The sequence below is a fragment of the Paraburkholderia kururiensis JCM 10599 = LMG 19447 genome, assembly GCF_003986935.1.
Classification (GTDB): Bacteria; Pseudomonadota; Gammaproteobacteria; order Burkholderiales; family Burkholderiaceae; genus Paraburkholderia; species Paraburkholderia kururiensis.
In genome coordinates this window covers 268441-286260 of the sequence record NZ_RJZE01000006.1, presented here as the reverse complement: position 1 = coordinate 286260, position 17820 = coordinate 268441, and the positions used below count along the sequence as shown (strand labels likewise).

15 protein-coding genes are annotated in these 17820 nt (G+C 65.8%); 5 read left to right on the top strand and 10 right to left on the bottom strand.

From position 1 onward, the window contains the following. Nucleotides 1–247: 247 nt before the first annotated feature. From PKKP23_RS09750 to PKKP23_RS09735, 4 genes are all read right to left on the bottom strand, one after another. Entirely contained in the window at nt 248–883 is a 636-nt protein-coding gene (locus tag PKKP23_RS09750; RefSeq protein ID WP_017774502.1) for a riboflavin synthase, read from the bottom strand. 23 nt (nt 884–906) lie between these two features. After that, nucleotides 907–2028, bottom strand: coding sequence for a bifunctional diaminohydroxyphosphoribosylaminopyrimidine deaminase/5-amino-6-(5-phosphoribosylamino)uracil reductase RibD (gene ribD / locus PKKP23_RS09745; protein ID WP_126876719.1), 1122 nt, complete (start codon nt 2026–2028; stop codon nt 907–909). Between the two features lie 76 nt (nt 2029–2104). Next, nucleotides 2105–3400, bottom strand: a complete 1296-nt coding sequence (gene hemL / locus PKKP23_RS09740) for a glutamate-1-semialdehyde 2,1-aminomutase (RefSeq protein WP_126876718.1) — start codon at nt 3398–3400, stop codon at nt 2105–2107. Nucleotides 3401–3644: 244 nt separating this feature from the next. Beyond that, nucleotides 3645–4130, bottom strand: coding sequence for a hypothetical protein (locus PKKP23_RS09735; RefSeq protein ID WP_126876717.1), 486 nt, complete (start codon nt 4128–4130; stop codon nt 3645–3647). A gap of 168 nt (nt 4131–4298) precedes the next feature. Between PKKP23_RS09735 and PKKP23_RS09730 the strand changes: the two genes are divergently transcribed. After that, on the top strand, nt 4299–5534 hold the full coding sequence (locus PKKP23_RS09730; protein WP_126876716.1) for a Bcr/CflA family multidrug efflux MFS transporter: 1236 nt from the start codon (nt 4299–4301) through the stop codon (nt 5532–5534). 139 nt (nt 5535–5673) lie between these two features. On the opposite strand, the gene PKKP23_RS09725 is transcribed toward PKKP23_RS09730, so the two are convergent. The 3 genes from PKKP23_RS09725 to zwf all read right to left on the bottom strand — a co-directional run bounded on the left by PKKP23_RS09725 (nt 5674) and on the right by zwf (nt 9846). Beyond that, nucleotides 5674–7590, bottom strand: a complete 1917-nt coding sequence (locus PKKP23_RS09725; RefSeq protein ID WP_026121373.1) for a bifunctional transcriptional regulator/glucokinase — start codon at nt 7588–7590, stop codon at nt 5674–5676. Continuing rightward, nucleotides 7568–8272, bottom strand: a complete 705-nt coding sequence (gene pgl, locus PKKP23_RS09720; protein WP_126876715.1) for a 6-phosphogluconolactonase — start codon at nt 8270–8272, stop codon at nt 7568–7570. Before pgl ends, PKKP23_RS09725 begins: the two co-directional genes overlap by 23 nt. 113 nt (nt 8273–8385) lie before the next feature. Further along, nucleotides 8386–9846: a glucose-6-phosphate dehydrogenase gene (gene zwf / locus PKKP23_RS09715; protein ID WP_017774509.1), complete on the bottom strand. Its 1461-nt coding sequence runs from the start codon at nt 9844–9846 to the stop codon at nt 8386–8388. Between the two features lie 516 nt (nt 9847–10362). Here zwf and PKKP23_RS09710 point away from each other — a divergent pair. The 4 genes from PKKP23_RS09710 to PKKP23_RS09695 all read left to right on the top strand — a co-directional run bounded on the left by PKKP23_RS09710 (nt 10363) and on the right by PKKP23_RS09695 (nt 14742). After that, nucleotides 10363–11610: an ABC transporter substrate-binding protein gene (locus tag PKKP23_RS09710; protein WP_017774510.1), complete on the top strand. Its 1248-nt coding sequence runs from the start codon at nt 10363–10365 to the stop codon at nt 11608–11610. Nucleotides 11611–11735: 125 nt separating this feature from the next. Further along, nucleotides 11736–12671 (top strand): carbohydrate ABC transporter permease, encoded by a 936-nt coding sequence (locus PKKP23_RS09705; protein ID WP_026121374.1) that lies wholly within the window; start codon nt 11736–11738, stop codon nt 12669–12671. Nucleotides 12672–12747: 76 nt separating this feature from the next. Beyond that, nucleotides 12748–13593 carry a carbohydrate ABC transporter permease gene (locus PKKP23_RS09700; RefSeq protein ID WP_017774512.1) on the top strand — a complete coding sequence of 282 codons (846 nt, stop codon included), beginning with the start codon at nt 12748–12750 and terminating at the stop codon, nt 13591–13593. Between the two features lie 30 nt (nt 13594–13623). Further along, entirely contained in the window at nt 13624–14742 is a 1119-nt protein-coding gene (locus PKKP23_RS09695) for an ABC transporter ATP-binding protein (RefSeq protein ID WP_017774513.1), read from the top strand. Between the two features lie 98 nt (nt 14743–14840). On the opposite strand, the gene PKKP23_RS09690 is transcribed toward PKKP23_RS09695, so the two are convergent. The 3 genes from PKKP23_RS09690 to trxB all read right to left on the bottom strand — a co-directional run bounded on the left by PKKP23_RS09690 (nt 14841) and on the right by trxB (nt 17594). Further along, on the bottom strand, nt 14841–15461 hold the full coding sequence (locus PKKP23_RS09690; protein ID WP_126876736.1) for a trimeric intracellular cation channel family protein: 621 nt from the start codon (nt 15459–15461) through the stop codon (nt 14841–14843). An 85-nt stretch (nt 15462–15546) separates the two neighbouring features. After that, nucleotides 15547–16332: a Smr/MutS family protein gene (locus tag PKKP23_RS09685; RefSeq protein ID WP_126876714.1), complete on the bottom strand. Its 786-nt coding sequence runs from the start codon at nt 16330–16332 to the stop codon at nt 15547–15549. A 266-nt stretch (nt 16333–16598) separates the two neighbouring features. Then, complete coding sequence (gene trxB / locus PKKP23_RS09680) at nt 16599–17594, bottom strand: thioredoxin-disulfide reductase (protein ID WP_017774516.1); 996 nt, start codon at nt 17592–17594, stop codon at nt 16599–16601. Nucleotides 17595–17820 lie beyond the last annotated feature (226 nt).

Genomic DNA, 17820 nt, shown 5'->3' with positions numbered 1-17820 from the left:
CCGGGTGCAGCGTATGGATCTCCAACTCTCGATAGCGTCGTTCGACAAAGTCGCGTCCAGTTACCCAGCCCCAATGCCGGCATGGCAGGCAGCCGAATTCAGCATGTCGATCACGCGTCTCCTGGAGGCGTGACGGTATACGAACCACAGAAAACGGCCGTATACCGTCAGAAATACCGTCACCAAACCGTAGATTCAGCGAGATTCAGCGATACAACAATAGACAGTCAACGCGCCAAGAACTGAATCATTTCAACGGCTTATAGTCATCCTGAGCCGTCCCGAGCATCCGCTCCACATACCGCGCAATCAGATCCACCTCGAGATTCACCCGTGTGCCTGCCGCCAGATGCTTGAGCGTGGTGACCTCGACCGTGTGCGGAATCAGGTTGATCGAGAATTCGCAGCCGTCGGCGCGGTCTTCCACCGAATTGACGGTCAGGCTCACGCCGTTCACCGTAATCGAGCCCTTGTACGCCAGATAGCGGCCAATCTCGCGCGGCGCCAGCACGCGCAACTCGTGCGACTCGCCTACCTGCGCGAAGCGCGTGACCTGGCCCAAACCGTCCACGTGGCCCGAGACGATATGGCCGCCCAGCCGGTCATGTGCCCGCAATGCCTTTTCCAGGTTGACCTCGCCGGTTTCGGCCAGGCCCACGGTGCGGTTCAGGCTTTCGCGCGACACGTCCACGTCGAAGCTGCGCGCCGTCTTTTCGATCACGGTCATGCAGGCGCCCTGAATCGCGATGCTGTCGCCGATCTGCACGTCCGCGAGATCGAGGCTGCCTGCGTCCACGCTGAGGCGCACGCCCGCGTCCGGCGTGGTGCCGAGCGGGCGGATCGATTCGATGCGGCCCACTGCCGCGACGATTCCCGTAAACATCGTGTCGTTCCCTGTCAGTGTTGTCAGTGCGAAGGTTGAGCGGGCGTGAGGCGCGCGAGGATGCGCAGATCGGTGCCGATCCGCTCCACCTGGTGAAACTCGAAGCGCATGCGCTGTTCGAGCGAGTCGGGCGCGAGTACGTTGACCATGCTGAGCGAATTTGCGCCGAGCAGCGTGGGCGCCAGATAAACGAGCAGTTCGTCCACGCAGCCTTCGCGCAGCAACGAGCCATTGAGCTTGTAGCCCGCCTCGACGTGCAGTTCGTTCACGCCGCGTTCGGCCAGTTCCTTGAGCATGCCGGGCAGGTTCACCTTGCCGTGCTCGTTGGCGAGCGCGACGATTTCGGCGCCCCGCGCGCGCAGCGCTTCGGCGCGCTCTGCGTTGCGCTCGTCGAGCGCGGCGCAAAAGATCAGCGTGGGCGGGCCGGCCAGAATGTGCGCGTCGGGCGGCACTTCGAGCTTGCTGTCGATCAGCACGCGCCGCGGCTGGCGCGGCGTTTCCACGGCGCGCACGGTCATGCGCGGGTTGTCTTCCTTGACCGTGCCGATGCCGGTGAGAATGGCCGATGCGCGCGCCCGCCAGGCGTGTCCGTCGGCGCGCGCGGCCTCGCCTGTGATCCACTGGCTTTCGCCGGAAGGCAGGCCGGTGCGTCCGTCGAGCGAGGCCGCGACTTTCATGCGCACCCACGGCCGTGCCCGCGTCATGCGCGAGACGAAGCCGATGTTGAGTTCGGCCGCTTCGTTTGCGAGCAGGCCGCAGCGCACGTCGATGCCTGCGTTGCGCAACATGCCGAGCCCGCGGCCTGAGACCTGCGGATTCGGGTCTTCCATCGCCGCGATCACGCGCGCCACTTTGGCTTCGATCAGTGCGTTCGCGCACGGCGGCGTGCGGCCGAAGTGGCTGCACGGTTCGAGCGTGACGTAAGCGGTGGCGCCGCGCGGATCGTTGCCGCGCGAGCGCGCGTCTTTCAGCGCGCGAATTTCAGCGTGATCCTGGCCTGCGGGCTGCGTAAAACCTTCGCCGATCACCTCGCCGTTCTTGACCAGCACGCAGCCCACGCGCGGATTCGGGTCCGTGGTGTAGAGACCGCGCGCCGCAAGCGTCAGCGCGCGCTGCATGTGGACAAAGTCGGTTTGCGAGAACATCGGCTGGGTTTCTCCGCGGCGGCGTTCAGTAAGGGCGAGCAGGGCACGGCGGCCGGGCCGCCAAGGCGGGCATCGATCAGGCAGCGAGCGCGGCGAACGCGCCGCGCGCAGCGTCGATCGTCTCGTCGATCACGTCGTCGCCATGCGTGCTCGACACGAAGCCCGCTTCGTACGCGGACGGCGCGAAGTACACGCCGGCGTCGAGCATCCTGTGGAAGAACGCGTTGAAGCGCGCGATGTCGCTCTTCGTGACGTCGGCAAAGCTCTCGGGTACGTGCTGCGTGAAATAGAGGCCGAACATGCCGCCGAGCGAATCGGCCGCGAACGGCACGCCGGCTTCGCGCGCCACATCGGCAAGGCCGCGCACGAGCCGCGCCGTTTGTGCGCCAAGGCGCTCGTAGAAGCCCGGCGCCTGGATCAGTTCGAGCGTCTTCAGGCCCGCCGCCACCGCCACCGGATTGCCCGACAGCGTACCCGCCTGGTAGACGCCGCCCGTTGGCGCGAGGTGGGCCATGATGTCGCGCCGGCCGCCGAATGCCGCCGCGGGCATGCCGCCGCCGATCACCTTGCCGAGGCACGTGAGGTCCGGCGTGATGCCGAAGAGTTGCTGTGCGCCGCCCAGCGCCACGCGAAAGCCGCACATCACTTCGTCGAAGATCAGCACGCCGCCGTACTCGTTCGTGAGGCGCCGCAGTGCGTTGAGGAACTCCGGCGTCGCCTTCACGAGGTTCATGTTGCCGGCCACGGGTTCGACGATCACGGCCGCGATCTCGTTGCCGAATGCCTTGAACGCCTCTTCGAGTGCGGCGACGTTGTTGTACTCGAGCACCGTGGTGTGCTTCGCGATGTCGACGGGCACGCCCGCCGAAGTCGGATTGCCGAACGTGAGCAGCCCCGAGCCCGCTTTCACGAGCAGGCTGTCGGCATGGCCGTGATAGCAGCCTTCGAACTTGACGATGCGGCTGCGGTTCGTGAAGCCGCGCGCAAGACGCAGCGCGCTCATCGTGGCCTCGGTGCCGCTCGACACCATGCGCACCTGTTCCATCGACGGCACGAGCTTGCAGATCACCTCGGCGATCTCGATTTCGGCCTCGGTGGGTGCGCCGAACGAGAAGCCCTTCACCAGCGTGCGCTGCACCGCTTCCAGCACCTCGGGATGCACGTGGCCCACGATCATGGGGCCCCACGAGCCGATGTAGTCGATATAGCGTTTGCCGTCGGCATCCCAGAAGTACGGGCCTTCTGCGCGTTCGATGAAGCGCGGCGTGCCGCCCACGGAACGGAAAGCGCGCACGGGCGAATTGACGCCGCCGGGGATGGTGCGCTGGGCGCGTTCGAAGAGAGCCTGATTCCTGGACTGGGTGCTGGACATGAGTGACCTGACCTGCTGTGACGTTGAATGAGCGTTGAAATGCGCGTCGGGCGTGAATGAAGGGCGTCGTCGCTGCGGTGGGCGTCTTGTGTGCACGGGGTGGTGCGTCTTGTTTCGTGCGCCTTGCCGCGCGTTCCCTGCTGCCGATGCCCGGGCGCGCCCGGCGAGGCGCTGCGACCGGATAGTTCCTCGAAATTGTACCGGACTCCCGCGCCGCGAGCCGGGCCGCTGCCTGTGGCGCGCGCTACCGCCGCCGGGGCGACGGCCCCGCCGGCAGCGACCCCGGCACGGGCCGCTTGCCCGTGAGCGCCGCCCAGCGCTTTTCGAGCGCCCCTTCGGCAATCGGCTTGATGGTCGTGCCCGAACTCTGCGCGTCCCAGGTCTGCACGGAAAACGGATGTTCGCGCAGCGCCTCGCGCCCGATCACGACTTCTTCGTGCGCATCGACGAGCCAGTCGTAGACGAAATCGATGCAGAGCCGATAGCCGCGCTTGTAGGCGGGATCGGGCCCCTCGTAGGGCGCGCGCGTGACGTATCCCGACCCGAACAGGCCGCGCGGCTCCGACGCCACGCGATGCAGGAACACGCGGTCGCCGGGCAGGATGCCGCGGGCGAAGCCGCACCCCCAGACGTCGGCGACGGCTTCGCCTGCGGCAACGCGCCGCGCCACGTCCGGCAACTCCGGCCACGGCCACTTCTTCGGGCTCCAGATCAACAGGAAGGCGGTCATGCTGGCTGTTTCGAGGCGCAAGGGGAAGGAAACCGCGAGCTTAACGCATCGAAGCGGCAAGCCGCGTGCGGATTAAGCACCGGGTTACAATCGGCTCTGCTCCGCCTTTCACAAGGCCTGAACCGCCGCCGTAGCGTTGCGGGAACAGGCCGATTCTTCCGGATTCCCATGTCTCACGTCGTCAGACGCCGGCCCGATGCCCGGCTGATCCTGCTGCTCGGTGCGCTTGCCGCGTGCGGGCCGCTCGCTACCGACATGTATCTCCCGAGCCTGCCCGCCATCGCGCAAACATTCGGCGTGGCGCCCGGCGTGGCGCAGTCCACGCTCACGAGCTTCATGGCCGGCTTTTCGATCGGCATGCTGCTGTACGGCCCGGTTTCGGACGCCTATGGCCGGCGGCCGGTGCTGCTCGGCGGCATCGCGCTCTTTACGCTGTCGAGCGTGGCCTGCGCGTTCTCGTTCTCGGTCGGCTCGCTCGTGTTCGTGCGTTTTCTCCAGGCGCTCGGCGCCGGCGCGGCGTCGGTGCTGGCTCGCGCCATTGCGCGCGATGCCCACGAACCCGCCGACGCGGCCCGCGTGCTCTCGATGGTCGCGATCGTCACGGCGGTCGGGCCACTGCTTGCGCCGCTGATTGGCGGCCAGTTGCTGTTACTCGGTGGCTGGCGCGTGGTGTTTGCCGTGCTGACGCTGTTCGGCGCGCTGTGCGCTACCGCCGCGTGGCTGCGGGTGCCCGAGACGTGGCCGCGCGAAAAGCGTGCAAGCCCGGCCGTGCTGAAGTCGTTCGCTGCGTACGGCCGGCTGCTGCGCGACCCCGTGGTCTGGGGGCACATGCTGTGCGGCGGCATGGCGTTCGCGTCGATGTTCACGTACATCTCCGCCACGCCGTTCGTGTACATCGAACACTTTCACGTCTCGCCGCAGCGCTATGGCTTCTTCTTCGGCGCGAACGTGTTCGGCATCATGATCGGCAACTTCCTCAACACGCATTTCGTAGGTCGCTTCGGCTCGCTGCGGCTCATCTCCGTGGCGGCCACCGTGAGCAGCATCGCGTCGCTGTTCGTCGCACTCGTCTGCGTGACGGGGTGGGGCGGTTTGTGGTCGATCGTTGCGGGGTTGTTCTTCGTGGTGGGCGTGGTCGGGCTGCTGTCGGCAAACTGCGCGACCGACCTGATGCATCGCTATCCGCACAATGCCGGCGCTGCGGCGGCCGTATTCGGCGCAATGCAGCTCGCGCTGGGCGCGCTGGCGAGCATCGTGGTCGGACTCTGGCACGACACGACGCCCACGGGCATGGGCTTCACGATCGGCGCCGCAGGGCTGCTGTGCTACACGGGCCGTCTGCTGCTCGTGCGCTGGCATGACCGGCCGGTCTCGGGGTCGGCGACGGGACGCGTCGCGCCCTAAAGGCTGCGCACTGCGCACGCGACGGCCGGGAAGCGACCCGGGCACACAAAACAAAAGGGCCGTGATGCAACGAAGCATCACGGCCCTTGTTGTTTCATCGTGCGGGCGGCAGCGTTATGCGCTCAGCCGCCCGCCGTTCCTAGTCCTTCCCCGAGTACGCCGCGCCGTGGCTCAGCCAGTCGAGCACCGCGCTCGCGTCGTCGTCGGCGCTTTCGCGGGCTCGTGCCACCGCCTCGCTTACTTCGGCGTCCGGCGCTGCACGGCGAATGGCCACGCCCACCGCGAGGACGTCGATCATGAGCAGGTGCAGGATGCGCGAGATCATCGAAAGCTGCGACTCGCGCATCTCGATGTGATCGGTTTCGAGCGCCACCGTTGCGCGCTTGGCGAGCGGCGTATTGCTCGAGGTGATCGCGATCACCTTTGCGCCCGCCTGCATTGCCACTTCGAGCACGCGCAGCAGTTCCGGCGCGCGGCCCGACTTCGACACCGCCACGATCACGTCGCCCTTGCCGAGTAGCGCCGCGGACGCCGCCTGCATGTACAGGTCGCCGTAAGCGATCGTCGGGATACCGAAGCGGAAGAACTTGTAGTGTGCGTCCTGCGCGACGATGTTCGAGTTGCCGAGCCCGTAGAACTCGATGCGCCGCGCGCCGTTGAGCAGCTCGATGGCGCGTTCCACGTGCTCGAAGTTCAGGTGCTCGCGCAGCTGCAGGATGGCCGAGACGGTGTTGTCGAGCACCTTTGCGCCGAAGTCCGTAGCGGTGTCGCCCAGGTGCACCTGGCTGTGGCTCACGGGAATCGTGCCGGTGAGACCGGTGGCGAGCTTGAGCTTGAAGTCCGAGAGCCCCTGGCAGCCGAGCGAACGGCAGAAGCGGATCACGGTGGGCTGGCTCACGTCGGCCTTGCGCGCGATGTCCACGATCGGGTCGTTGATGATGGAGCGCGGATGGTTGAGCGCAAGATCGGCCACGCGGCGTTCGGCGGGCGTAAGTGCGTCGCGCATCTGGCGGATGCGCTCGAACACGGCCGACGAGCCGCCGCCCGCGCGATTCGACAACTGCTCCGCGAGAATTGCCGAGACGCCGAGGAACGCCGGGTATTCGGCGGTGATGACGTAGGTCGGAATGTTGGCGAGATAGGTCTCGAAACGGCCCTTCGCCTCGAAGCGCTGGCGGAACGACGAGCGCTCGAAGAACTCGCCGAGCCGCGGCACCACGCCGCCGCCGATATAGATGCCGCCGAGCGACCCCAGCGTCATCGCGATGTTGCCGGCGAACGTGCCCAGAATGCCGCAGAAGCATTCCACGGCTTCGGCCGAGAGCTCGTCGCCCTGCAGCGCGCGCTTGACGACCTCCGAGGTATCGAGCGAAGCGGCAACGCGTTTCTTGTCGCGCGCGGCGAGCGCCCGATAGATCACTTCGATGCCAGGCCCCGCGGCCACACGTTCGAACGACACATGCGACCACTTCTTGCGCGCGTACTGCAGCACGAGGTCTTCGCGTTCGTCCTGCGGCGAGAAGCTCGCGTGGCCGCCTTCGCTGCCGAGCGCGATCCAGCGGTCGTCGGCGGGAATGAGGCCCGACACGCCAAGGCCCGTGCCCGGCCCGAGCAGGCCGATCACGCTGTTGGGCCGGCGCTGGCCGCCGCCCACCTGCACGCGTTGCGCGTCGGTCAAGCCCGGCAGCGCCATGGCGAGCGCGGTGAAGTCGTTGACGACGAGCAGCGTGTCGAAGCCGAGCGCGCGTCGCGTGGCTTCGATCGAGAAGCTCCAGTCGTGATTGGTCATGCGGACCTGATCGCCGTCCACGGGGTTCGCGATCGCGATGGCCGCATGATTCACGCGGCCGATCTTCGTGTCCTTCAGGTACTTCTTGATGACCTCGGCTACGCCCGGGTACTCGGCGCAGGGGTAGACCATGACCTGCGAGATGTCGCCCGGTCCCGTCTCCAACGCGAAGCGTGCGTTGGTTCCGCCGATGTCGGCGAGCAGCCTCGGTCCGTCGGCGTGCTGGCCCGCGCCGGGGGCTGTTCTAGTTTGCACACCAGTAGACATCGAGTCTCACTCCCTTGTCGTTCGCCAACATCGAAATGGCGTTTTTTTGTTGGACCGCGGCGGCCTGTTGGAGAACTTCGAGCTTGCGCTCGCCCGCGATCAGCAGGAACAGTCGATCCACCTGCTTCAACGCGCTGAGCGACCAGCTCACGCGCGCATGCGGCGCGTTGCCGGGATGCACGGCGACGAACGGCCGCGGCGTCGAGATCGCGAAGTCCCATTCGGGCGCATCCGCGAAGATCGACGCGGTGTGGCCGTCTTCACCCATGCCGAGCACCGCGACGTCGGGCAGCTTGCGCTGCGCGTCGGCGTTGAGCGCGGCCACGTGGGCGTCGAGCGTCTGCGAGACGTCGACGAGCGGCAGGAAATGCGCGTGCTGCGCCGCGTTTTGCAGCAGCGTTTCGCGCACGAGGCGCGCGTTGCTCGCGCTGTCGGTCTCGGGCACCCAGCGGTCGTCCACGAGCGTCACGTCGATGTGCGCCCAGTCGAAGGCATGGGTCGAGAGGTCCTGCAGGAACGGACGGGGGCTCGTGCCGCCGGAAACGGCAAGCGTTGCGTGGCGTGCGCCGGTCACGGGCGCGGCCGCCTGAGCAGCAAGCGACGCCTGTAATGCGTCGCCCACCGCTCTCGCCAGCGCGTCGCGTTGGACGCGCGGGTCGTCGAAAGCGTGAAGCTCGATCACTTCTCCTCCATGCTGCTTTCTTGTGGTGCGGGGCGGATCATGCAGTGCGGCCGCCGCGCGGAACGACGCAGGTTACGCGTTCCGCGCGAGGGCCGTCGCCCCGCGCGAATCCATCAATTCTCTTCTTCCAGCCAGCAGGTGCCGTGCTGTGCCAGCATCGCGCTCGATGCCGCCGGTCCCCAGGTGCCCGCCGCATACGGCTTCGGCGGCTTGTTCGAGTTGGCCCACTCGCCAAGGATCGGCTCGACCCAGCGCCACGCGGCTTCCTGCTCGTCGCGCCGCACGAAAAGCGCGAGGCGCCCGCTGATGACGTCGAGCAGCAGACGCTGGTACGCCTCCATCTGGCCTTCGCGGAAGAACTGGTCGAACGCGAGGTCGAGGTGAACGCTGGCGAGATTCATGCCTTCGCCGGGTTGCTTGGCGAGGCAATACAGGCGAATTGTTTCGTTGGGCTGCAGGCGGATGACGAGCCGGTTCGCGCCGGGCCGCAATGCCGTCGCGCCGAGCGCTGAGTGCGGCACGGGGCGGAAGTTCACGACGATTTCCGCGACGCGGTCGGCGAGCCGTTTGCCGGTGCGCAGGAAGAAGGGCACGCCGGCCCAGCGCCAGTTTTCGATCTCGACCTTCAGGGCAACGAACGTTTCTGTCGTGCTGTCGGGCTTCACGCCTTTCTCGGTGGAGTAGGCCGGGACCGGCGTGCCGCGAATGCCGCCCGCATGATACTGGCCGCGCACCGCGACCTTGCTGATGTCGCGCGGGTCGATGGGCTTGAGCGAGCGCAGCACGCGCAGCTTCTCGTCGCGTACGGCGTCGGCATCCATGGAGTGCGGCGGCTCCATCGCAATGATGGAGAGCAACTGGAGCAGGTGGTTCTGCACCATGTCGCGCAGCGCGCCGGTGTTGTCGTAGAAGTCGCCGCGGCCTTCCACGCCGAGTTCTTCGGCGATGGTGATCTGGATGCTTTCCACCCATTCGCGGCGCCACAGCGGCTCGAAGAGCGCGTTGCCGAAGCGCAGCGCGAGCAGGTTCTGAACCGGTTCCTTGCCGAGGTAATGGTCGATCCGGTAGATCTGGCCTTCGGCGAAGATCTCGCCCACCGCGTCGTTGATCGCGTTCGACGAACGCAGGTCGTAGCCGAGCGGCTTTTCGAGCACGATGCGCGCGTTTTCGTTGAGCCCTACCGAAGCGAGCGCACGGCAGATCGGTACGAAGAGCGACGGGCCGGTGGCGAGATAGAACACGCGAATGCCGGGCAGCGTGCCCACTGCGTCGCGCAGCACGCCGAAGTCTTCGGGACGCGACAGGTCGAGCTTCACGTAGAGCACACGCTCAAGAAAACTCGTCCACGCTGCCTCGTCGAGCCCGTTCTTCGAGACATGCGGCTTCACGTGCTCGTTGACCCACGCGAGGTACGCGTCGCGATTGTCCTCGTGGCGCGCGACCGCGACGATCTTGCCGGCTTCGGCGAGCAGGCCCGCGCGGTGGGCTTCATAGAGGGCCGGCAGGATCTTGCGCATCGACAGGTCGCCGGTGCCGCCGAACAGCACGAAGGTGAAGCTTGAATCGGTTTGCATGAGTCTCCGTCGCCAGTCCTTGAGGGCCGTCAGACGCGGCCGTAGTCCGATAAAGTTTTTTTTGACACTGAATTGTAGTTTAACTACAATCCAAATCAAGAGGTAACGCTCATTCGATAAAAAAGCCGTGCGCCGCCTGCGGTGTACGTGTTTTCCCGAAGGAGCGGAACGTTCCTGCATGTTAACGGACAACGCACTCGCGCATTGTATGGCTCGCCTGCCGGGCCGCCGTGATGCAAGGATCGCTCCGTGTGACGCACGCGGTACCTCGGGCCAGCCACCGGATCGGGCAACGTACCCGGTGCTGGCGAAAACCAGAAGAGGAGACAGTCAGTTGCATTCCGAACCACTCATCTCTTGAGCGTCCCGCGGCCGGACACCGGCACGCGGCCCTGCATCCGCAGGTCAGCACCGACGCCCGACCGCCCAGTGTTTTGCCTGTTTGAACCAACCATCGCACCCTGGCGACATCAGGGGCTCATCGTTTTTTGTTCAGGTGTCTGGAGGAGATAAGCAATGAAATTCCGTGCGATCATGGGCGCCCTGTGCGCCGCAGGTCTGATGTGTGGCGTGTCGGCGGTGCAGGCGGCCGAGTCGGTCGAAGTGCTGCACTGGTGGACCTCGGGCGGCGAATCGAAGGCGGTCGGCGTCCTGAAAGACGACATGCAGAAGCAGGGCTACACCTGGAAGGACTTTGCGGTGGCGGGCGGTGCGGGTGCGGCAGCCATGACGGCACTCAAGACGCAGGTGATCTCGGGCAACGCGCCCACCGCGGCGCAGATCAAGGGCCCGCTGATCCAGGAATGGGCGCAGCAGGGCGTGCTCGTGAACATCGATTCGGCCGCAACGGACTGGAAGAAGAACCTGCCGCCTGAAATCGACAAGATCATGCACGCGGACGGCCACTACGTTGCCGCGCCGTTCTCGGTGCACCGTGTGAACTGGCTGTACATCAACAAGGCGGCGCTCGACAAGGTGGGCGGCAAGGTGCCGACCACGTGGCCGGAATTCTTCGCCGTTGCCGACAAGATGAAGGCCGCGGGCATCATGCCGGTCGCGATGGGCGGCCAGCCGTGGCAAGACCTGACGCTGTGGGAAGACGTGGTTCTCTCGCAGGGCGCGGACTTCTACAAGAAGGCGCTGGTCGACCTCGACCAGAAGACGCTGACCTCGGACAAGATGCTCCAGGTGTTCGATACGGTGCGCAAGATTCAGGGTTACTTCGATAGCGGCCGCACGGGCCGCGACTGGAACCTCGCCACGGCCATGGTCATCAATGGCAAGGCCGGCATGCAGTTCATGGGCGACTGGGCGAAGGGCGAGTTCGCAAACGCGAACAAGAAGCCGGGTAGCGACTACATCTGCGCCGCGGTGCCGGGCACGGAGAAGGCCTATACGTTCAACGTCGACTCGTTCGTGTTCTTCCAGCAGAAGGGCCAAAGCGCCGCAACGCCGGGCCAGCTCGCGCTCGCGAAGACCATCATGAGCCCGGCCTTCCAGGAACAGTTCAGCCTCTACAAGGGCTCGATCCCGGTGCGCCTCGGCGTTTCCATGGCGAAGTTCGACGACTGCGCGAAGAAGTCCTACGCGGATGAGCAGACGGCCATCAAGTCGGGCGGCTACGTGCCGTCGCTGGCGCACGGCATGGCTCAGCCCGATGCCACGGCCGGTGCCATCACCGACGTCGTGACGAAGTTCATGAACTCGTCGCAAGACTCGAAGAGCGCGGTGGAAGCGCTCGCGAAGGCGGCAAAGACGAAGTAAATGTGCAATACGGAACGCCCGGTGTACGCTCGCGCATACCGGGCGTTTCGTTGAGCGGTTGCAGTGCAACAGAGTCACATCAGCTGGCGCAGCATGAGGCGCCGGCATAGCTCAGGAGTCGAGTAGTGGCTGCCTCTCTTAGCGGAAACGGAAAGAACGCCGCGGCCCGCCGCGCGTCGCCCATGGCCGCGCTTGCCGACCGCTGGATTCCGAAGCTGGTGCTCGCGCCCAGCATCGCGATCAGCCTGGTCTTCATCTACGGTTTCATTCTTATCACCGGCTATCTGTCGCTCACCAACTCGCGACTGATGCCGCGCTACGACTTTGTCGGGTTCGCCCGCTACAGCGAACTCTTCCAGAACGACGTGTGGTGGACCTCGGCGCAGAATCTCGGCTGGTTCGGCATCCCGTTCATCGGGATCTGCGTGGCGCTGGGCCTGTTTCTCGCCATCCTGCTCGACCAGCGGATTCGCAACGAAGGCGCGCTGCGCGCGATCTTCCTGTATCCGATGGCGCTGTCGTTCATCGTGACGGGCACGGCGTGGCAGTGGATCTTGAACCCCGGCCTCGGCCTCGAGAAAGTGATGCACGACTGGGGCTGGACGAGCTTTTCGTTCAACTGGCTGGGCGACCCCGACAAGGCCATCTTCTGTATCGTGATTGCCGCCGTGTGGCAGTCCACGGGCTTCGTCATGGCGCTCTTCCTCGCCGGTCTGCGCGGCGTGGACAGCGAAATCTTCAAGGCGGCCCAGGTGGACGGCGCGACGCTGCCCACCATCTATCGCAAGATCGTGATTCCGAGCATGCGCCCGGTGTTTTTCTCCGTGCTGCTGATTCTCTGCCACATCACGATCAAGACCTTCGACCTCGTCGTCGCGCTGACGGCCGGCGGCCCCGGCACCTCGTCGTCGCTGCCCGCCATCTTCATGTACACGTTCTCGTTCAACCGCGGACAGCTGGGCGTGGGCGCGGCGTCTTCGGTGATGATGCTGGCCACGGTGGTCGCGGTGCTCGTGCCGCTCATGTATATGGAATCGAGGAGCACCCGCAATGCAGCCTGACGTGCAACAACCCCCGCGTTCGCTGCCCCCCGTGGGGGCTTCCAGTACGCTTGGGAGCGGCCCGGCGCGTACTGGAATGACGATCAGCCGCGCTGTCATTTACGCGGCGCTGATCCTGTTCGCGCTTTACTTCCTGTTCCCGATCTACGTGATGGTGTCCACGTCGTTCAAGGACATCGACCAGCTGCGTACCGGCAACCTGCTGACGCCGCCGTCGCACTGGACCGTGGCGCCGTGGGTGAAGGCGTGGAGCGAAGCCTGCACGGGCGTGCGCTGCGACGGCATGAAGCCGTTCTTCCTGAACTCCGTGCGCATGGTGGTGCCCGCGGTGCTGATCTCGTCGCTGATCGGCGCGTTCAACGGTTACGTGCTCACGCACTGGCGCTTTCGCGGCGCGGACGCGCTCTTCACGATGCTGCTGGTCGGCTGCTTCATTCCGTTCCAGGTGATCCTGCTGCCCATGGCACGCGTGCAAGGCATGTTCGGCATGGCCAACACCATCACGGGTCTCGTGTTCGTGCACGTGGTGTACGGCATCGCGTTCACCACGATGTTCTTCCGCAACTTCTACGTGAGCGTGCCCGCCGAACTCGTGAAGGCGGCGCGCATTGACGGCGCGGGTTTCTTCACGATCTTCACGCGCATCCTGCTGCCGGTTTCGCTGCCCATCTTCATGGTCTGCCTGATCTGGCAGTTCACGCAGATCTGGAACGACTTCCTGTTCGGCATCGTGTTCTCGGGCGTCGATTCGATGCCGATCACGGTCGCGCTGAACAACCTCGTCAACACGTCCACCGGCGTGAAGGAATACAACGTCGACATGGCCGGCGCCATCATCGCCGCGCTGCCCACACTGCTCGTCTACGTGATCGCCGGCCGCTACTTCGTGCGCGGCCTCACCGCCGGCGCGGTGAAGGGCTGACACCCTATCAGAGAGAAGAGGATTCACAGCATGGCAAGTCTTTCCATCCGTGACGTGTACAAGACCTACCCGAACGGGGTGCCGGTTCTGAAGGGCGTCAACATTGACATCGAAGACGGGCAGTTCCTGATTCTCGTGGGCGGCTCGGGCTGCGGGAAATCGACGCTGCTCAACATGATCGCGGGCCTCGAGACGGTAACGAAGGGCGAGATCTCGATCGACGGCAAGGTGGTGAACAACCTCTCGCCGAAAGACCGCGACATCGCGATGGTGTTTCAGTCGTACGCGCTCTATCCGTCCATGACGGTGCGCGACAACATCTCGTTCGGCCTCAACATCCGCAAGGTGCCGAAGGACGAGCAGAACCGCATCGTGGACCGCGTCTCGCAGATGCTCCAGATCCAGCACCTGCTCGACCGCAAGCCGGGCCAGCTCTCGGGCGGCCAGCGGCAGCGCGTGGCGATGGGCCGCGCACTTGCGCGCGACCCGGTGATGTTCCTGTTCGACGAGCCGCTCTCGAATCTCGACGCGAAGCTGCGTATCGAGATGCGCTCGGAAATCAAGCTGCTGCATCAGCGCCTCGGCACGACGATCGTCTACGTGACGCACGACCAGATCGAAGCGATGACGCTGGGCGATCGCATCGCGGTGATGAAGGACGGCATCGTCCAGCAGTTCGGCGCACCGCAGGACATCTACGATTCGCCGTCGAACCTGTTCGTCGCCGGTTTCATCGGCGCGCCGCCCATGAACTTCATTCAGGGCAAGCTGGTGGAGCAGGGCACGGGCGTGGGCGTCGAGCTCGACACGGGCGTCGGCCGTTCCGTGCTGAACCTGCCGTTCGAGGCGGGCAAGCTGAAGTCGCACGTGGGCCGCGAAGTGATTTTGGGCCTGCGTCCCGAGCGCATTACCGACGCGCGCAGCTCGCACAACGGCCACGGCGGCGAGTTGCAGGCGGTGGAGGTGAAGGTGGACGTGATCGAGCCGACCGGCCCGGACACGCTCGTGTTCGCGCAGGTGAACGGCAAGCGCATCGTGAGCCGCGTGCACCCGGGCTCGAACCCGCAGCCGCTCTCGAACATGACGCTGCTGTTCGATGTGTCGAAGGCCGTGCTGTTCGATCCGGCGACGGAAGAGCGGATCGCTTGATCGGCGAGAGAGGGTTGTGATGTGAATCGAGGCGCCCAGGCATTAGCCGGGCGCCTCGATTCGTTTGGTGCGCCGTATTCGTGTGAAACGCGCGCGGCTCAGTGCGGCAGCCGCACGTCGAGCCGGAACGTGATGAGCCGCGCCAGCAGAATGAAGGCGGTCGCGATCAGTACGCTATAGACGTTGTCGAAGCTGCTTCGGGCGAGCAGCACGTAGAGGCAACAGCCCGCGAACGCACAGGTCGCATAGGGCCGCGAGTCGCGCAGGATGAGCGGCACGTCGTTGCAGAGCACGTCGCGCAGCACGCCGCCGAACACACCCGTCACCACGCCCATCATCACGCAGGTGAACCAGGGCAACTGGGCGTCGATTGCGAGCGACGTTCCCGAAATGCTGAAGAGCCCGAGACCGATGGCGTCGGCCACGAGCAGCGTGCGCTCCGAAATCAGCCGCGTGGCCCACTTGAGCAGCCACGGCGCAAAGAGCGAGAGTACGAAGATCGCGATGACGTAGTCCTGATGCTCGACCCAGTAGAACGGCCGGCGCTCCAGCAGCACGTCGCGCACGGTGCCGCCGCCGAACGCGCTCGCCATCGCGACGAGGAACATGCCGACGGCGTCGAGCCGGCGCTTGCGCGCCTCGATCAGGCCCGAGATGGCGTAGGCGAAGATGGCGAGCGCTTCCATGAGGGAGAGCGCGAGCGTGAGGCGCGGATGAATCACCGGTGCTCCGTGGCGGCTGGATTCGAGGCTCGGGTCGATGCCTGATTCGTGGCTTGATTCGAGGCCTGAATGAGGGCCCGGCTCAAGGCTCGAATCCGGGTTTGATCGCGGCGCTTTGCGGGCTTGCGAGCTGCGGTTGCAGCAGAACGAGCACGGCGCCCGATCCACCGTCGTGGCCCCGAGCCTCGCAGAAGGCGATCACCTCCTCTTTCTGCACGAGCCACGTGCGGACCTTGCCCTTCAGGACCGGCTCCTTGCCCACCGAACCGAGCCCCTTGCCGTGGATCACCCGCAGGCAGCGCAGGCCGCGCTTCACGGATTCGCGGATGAACGTCTGCAGCGCCTCGCGCGCCTCGTCGCGGCGCATGCCGTGCAGGTCGAGTTGCGCCTGCACGATCCACGCGCCGCGCCGCAGCTTGCGCACGACCTCGGCACTGATGCCGGGGCGGTGGTAGTAGAGCGTGTCGTCGGTATCGAGCAGGGCTTCGGGGTCGAATTCGTCGGAAATGGCTTCGTGCAGCACGGCTTCTTCGTCGCGCTGCGTTTGCACGGGCAGCGGCACGGGCGGCGCGACGGTGCGCGGTGCGCGCGCGGCAGCGGCGAGCGGCGATACGGCGCCGATCTCGCGGCGGAACAGGTCCGCGTCTGCCGCGGCTTCGCGGCGTACCTGCGCGGCGGCCGTCTGCTCGCGTTCACGGCGCGCGGCATCGGCCTTCAGTGCGTCGCGCAATGCGCCGAGGCCGGCCAGTCCGGCCGCCGCCTGAGGTGCGGGTGCCGCGGGTGCGGCCGGCGCTGCGTTGGGCGCGGCTTGCTGCGCCGTGGCGCGCGGGCGCTTCGGCTCGCCCGGATGAGGGACGTTTTTCGGCATGGCGGTGACGAACTGCGAATAACTGCGAATAACTGAGGCGATAAAACGACGCGCGGTGCTGTCGGATGCTTCGATGGTGCGAAAGCGGTGCGGCGCAATGCGGCCGGGAGAGGCGGCCGCGCGGAATGCATAAGGGCCGCGGCGATCCGCCTGCGGCCCTTATTCGATGCACCGGCCGCCTGTTTTCACACCCAGGACGCTATTCTAGCGACCCGGCGGCAGACAGCTTGCGCAGCCCGGCAGCCCGCGCCGGGCCCGTGCCCGCTTCAGCGGTCCGCTTCCTGGCTCATCACGTGCGGCGCGCTCACTTCGTGGATGCTTTCGAGGTAGCGCTGTGCGTCGAGCGCGGCCATGCAGCCCGTGCCCGCGCTCGTGATCGCCTGGCGATACACGTGGTCCTGCACGTCGCCCGCGGCGAACACGCCCGGCACGCTCGTGCCCGTCGCGTTGCCGTTCAGGCCGCCGTTCGTGATGATGTAGCCGTTCTTCATCTCGAGCTGGCCCGCGAAGATGTCGGTGTTCGGCTTGTGGCCGATTGCGACGAAAAGGCCTTGCAGATCGACGTCGGTCGTCTCGCCGGTCTGGACATGCTTGATCCGCAGGCCGTTCACGCCCGAGTCGTCGCCTTTCACTTCGTCCAGCACGTGGTTCCACTTGATCTCGACCACGCCTTCCTTTTCCTTCTCCAGCAGGCGGTCGATCAGGATCGGCTCCGCGCGGAACTTGTCGCGGCGGTGGATCACCGTGACCTTCTTCGCGATGCCGGCGAGGTAGAGCGCTTCCTCGACCGCCGTATTGCCGCCGCCCACCACGGCGACGTGCTGCTGCCGGTAGAAGAAGCCGTCACACGTTGCGCAGGCCGATACGCCGCGGCCCATGAACGCCTCTTCCGAAGGCAGGCCGAGATACTGCGCGGAGGCGCCGGTGGCGATGATGAGCGCGTCACACGTGTATTCGCCCGAGTCGCCGATCAGGCGGATCGGCTTCTCGTCCAGCTTGGCCGTGTGGATGTGATCGAACACGATTTCGGTGTTGAACCGCTCCGCGTGTTCGAGAAAGCGTTGCATCAGTTCGGGGCCCTGCACGCCGTTCGGGTCGGCGGGCCAGTTTTCGACGTCTGTCGTGGTCATCAGCTGGCCGCCCTGCGCGAGTCCGGTGATGAGCAGCGGCGAGAGATTCGCGCGCGCCGCATAGACGGCAGCCGTATAGCCGGCCGGGCCGGAACCGAGAATCAGGACTTTGGCGTGTTTGCGTGATGACATGATCGAAATCCGTAACGAGATTCGGGTAAATGCGCGCTCCGTGCGGCCTGTGAGACCACTTCGGACGCCCGGCGCGTGGGCGCGCCGGCACAGCGGCAGGTGTTACATGAATTGGGTATCAGTCCGCGATTATAAAGGTGGGGGCCGGGTGCCGCTTCATGAAGCTTTCCGATCGCGGCGATAGCGCCGGGCGCAACGGCGGCCCAATAAGGGCGCATGAGGTGGC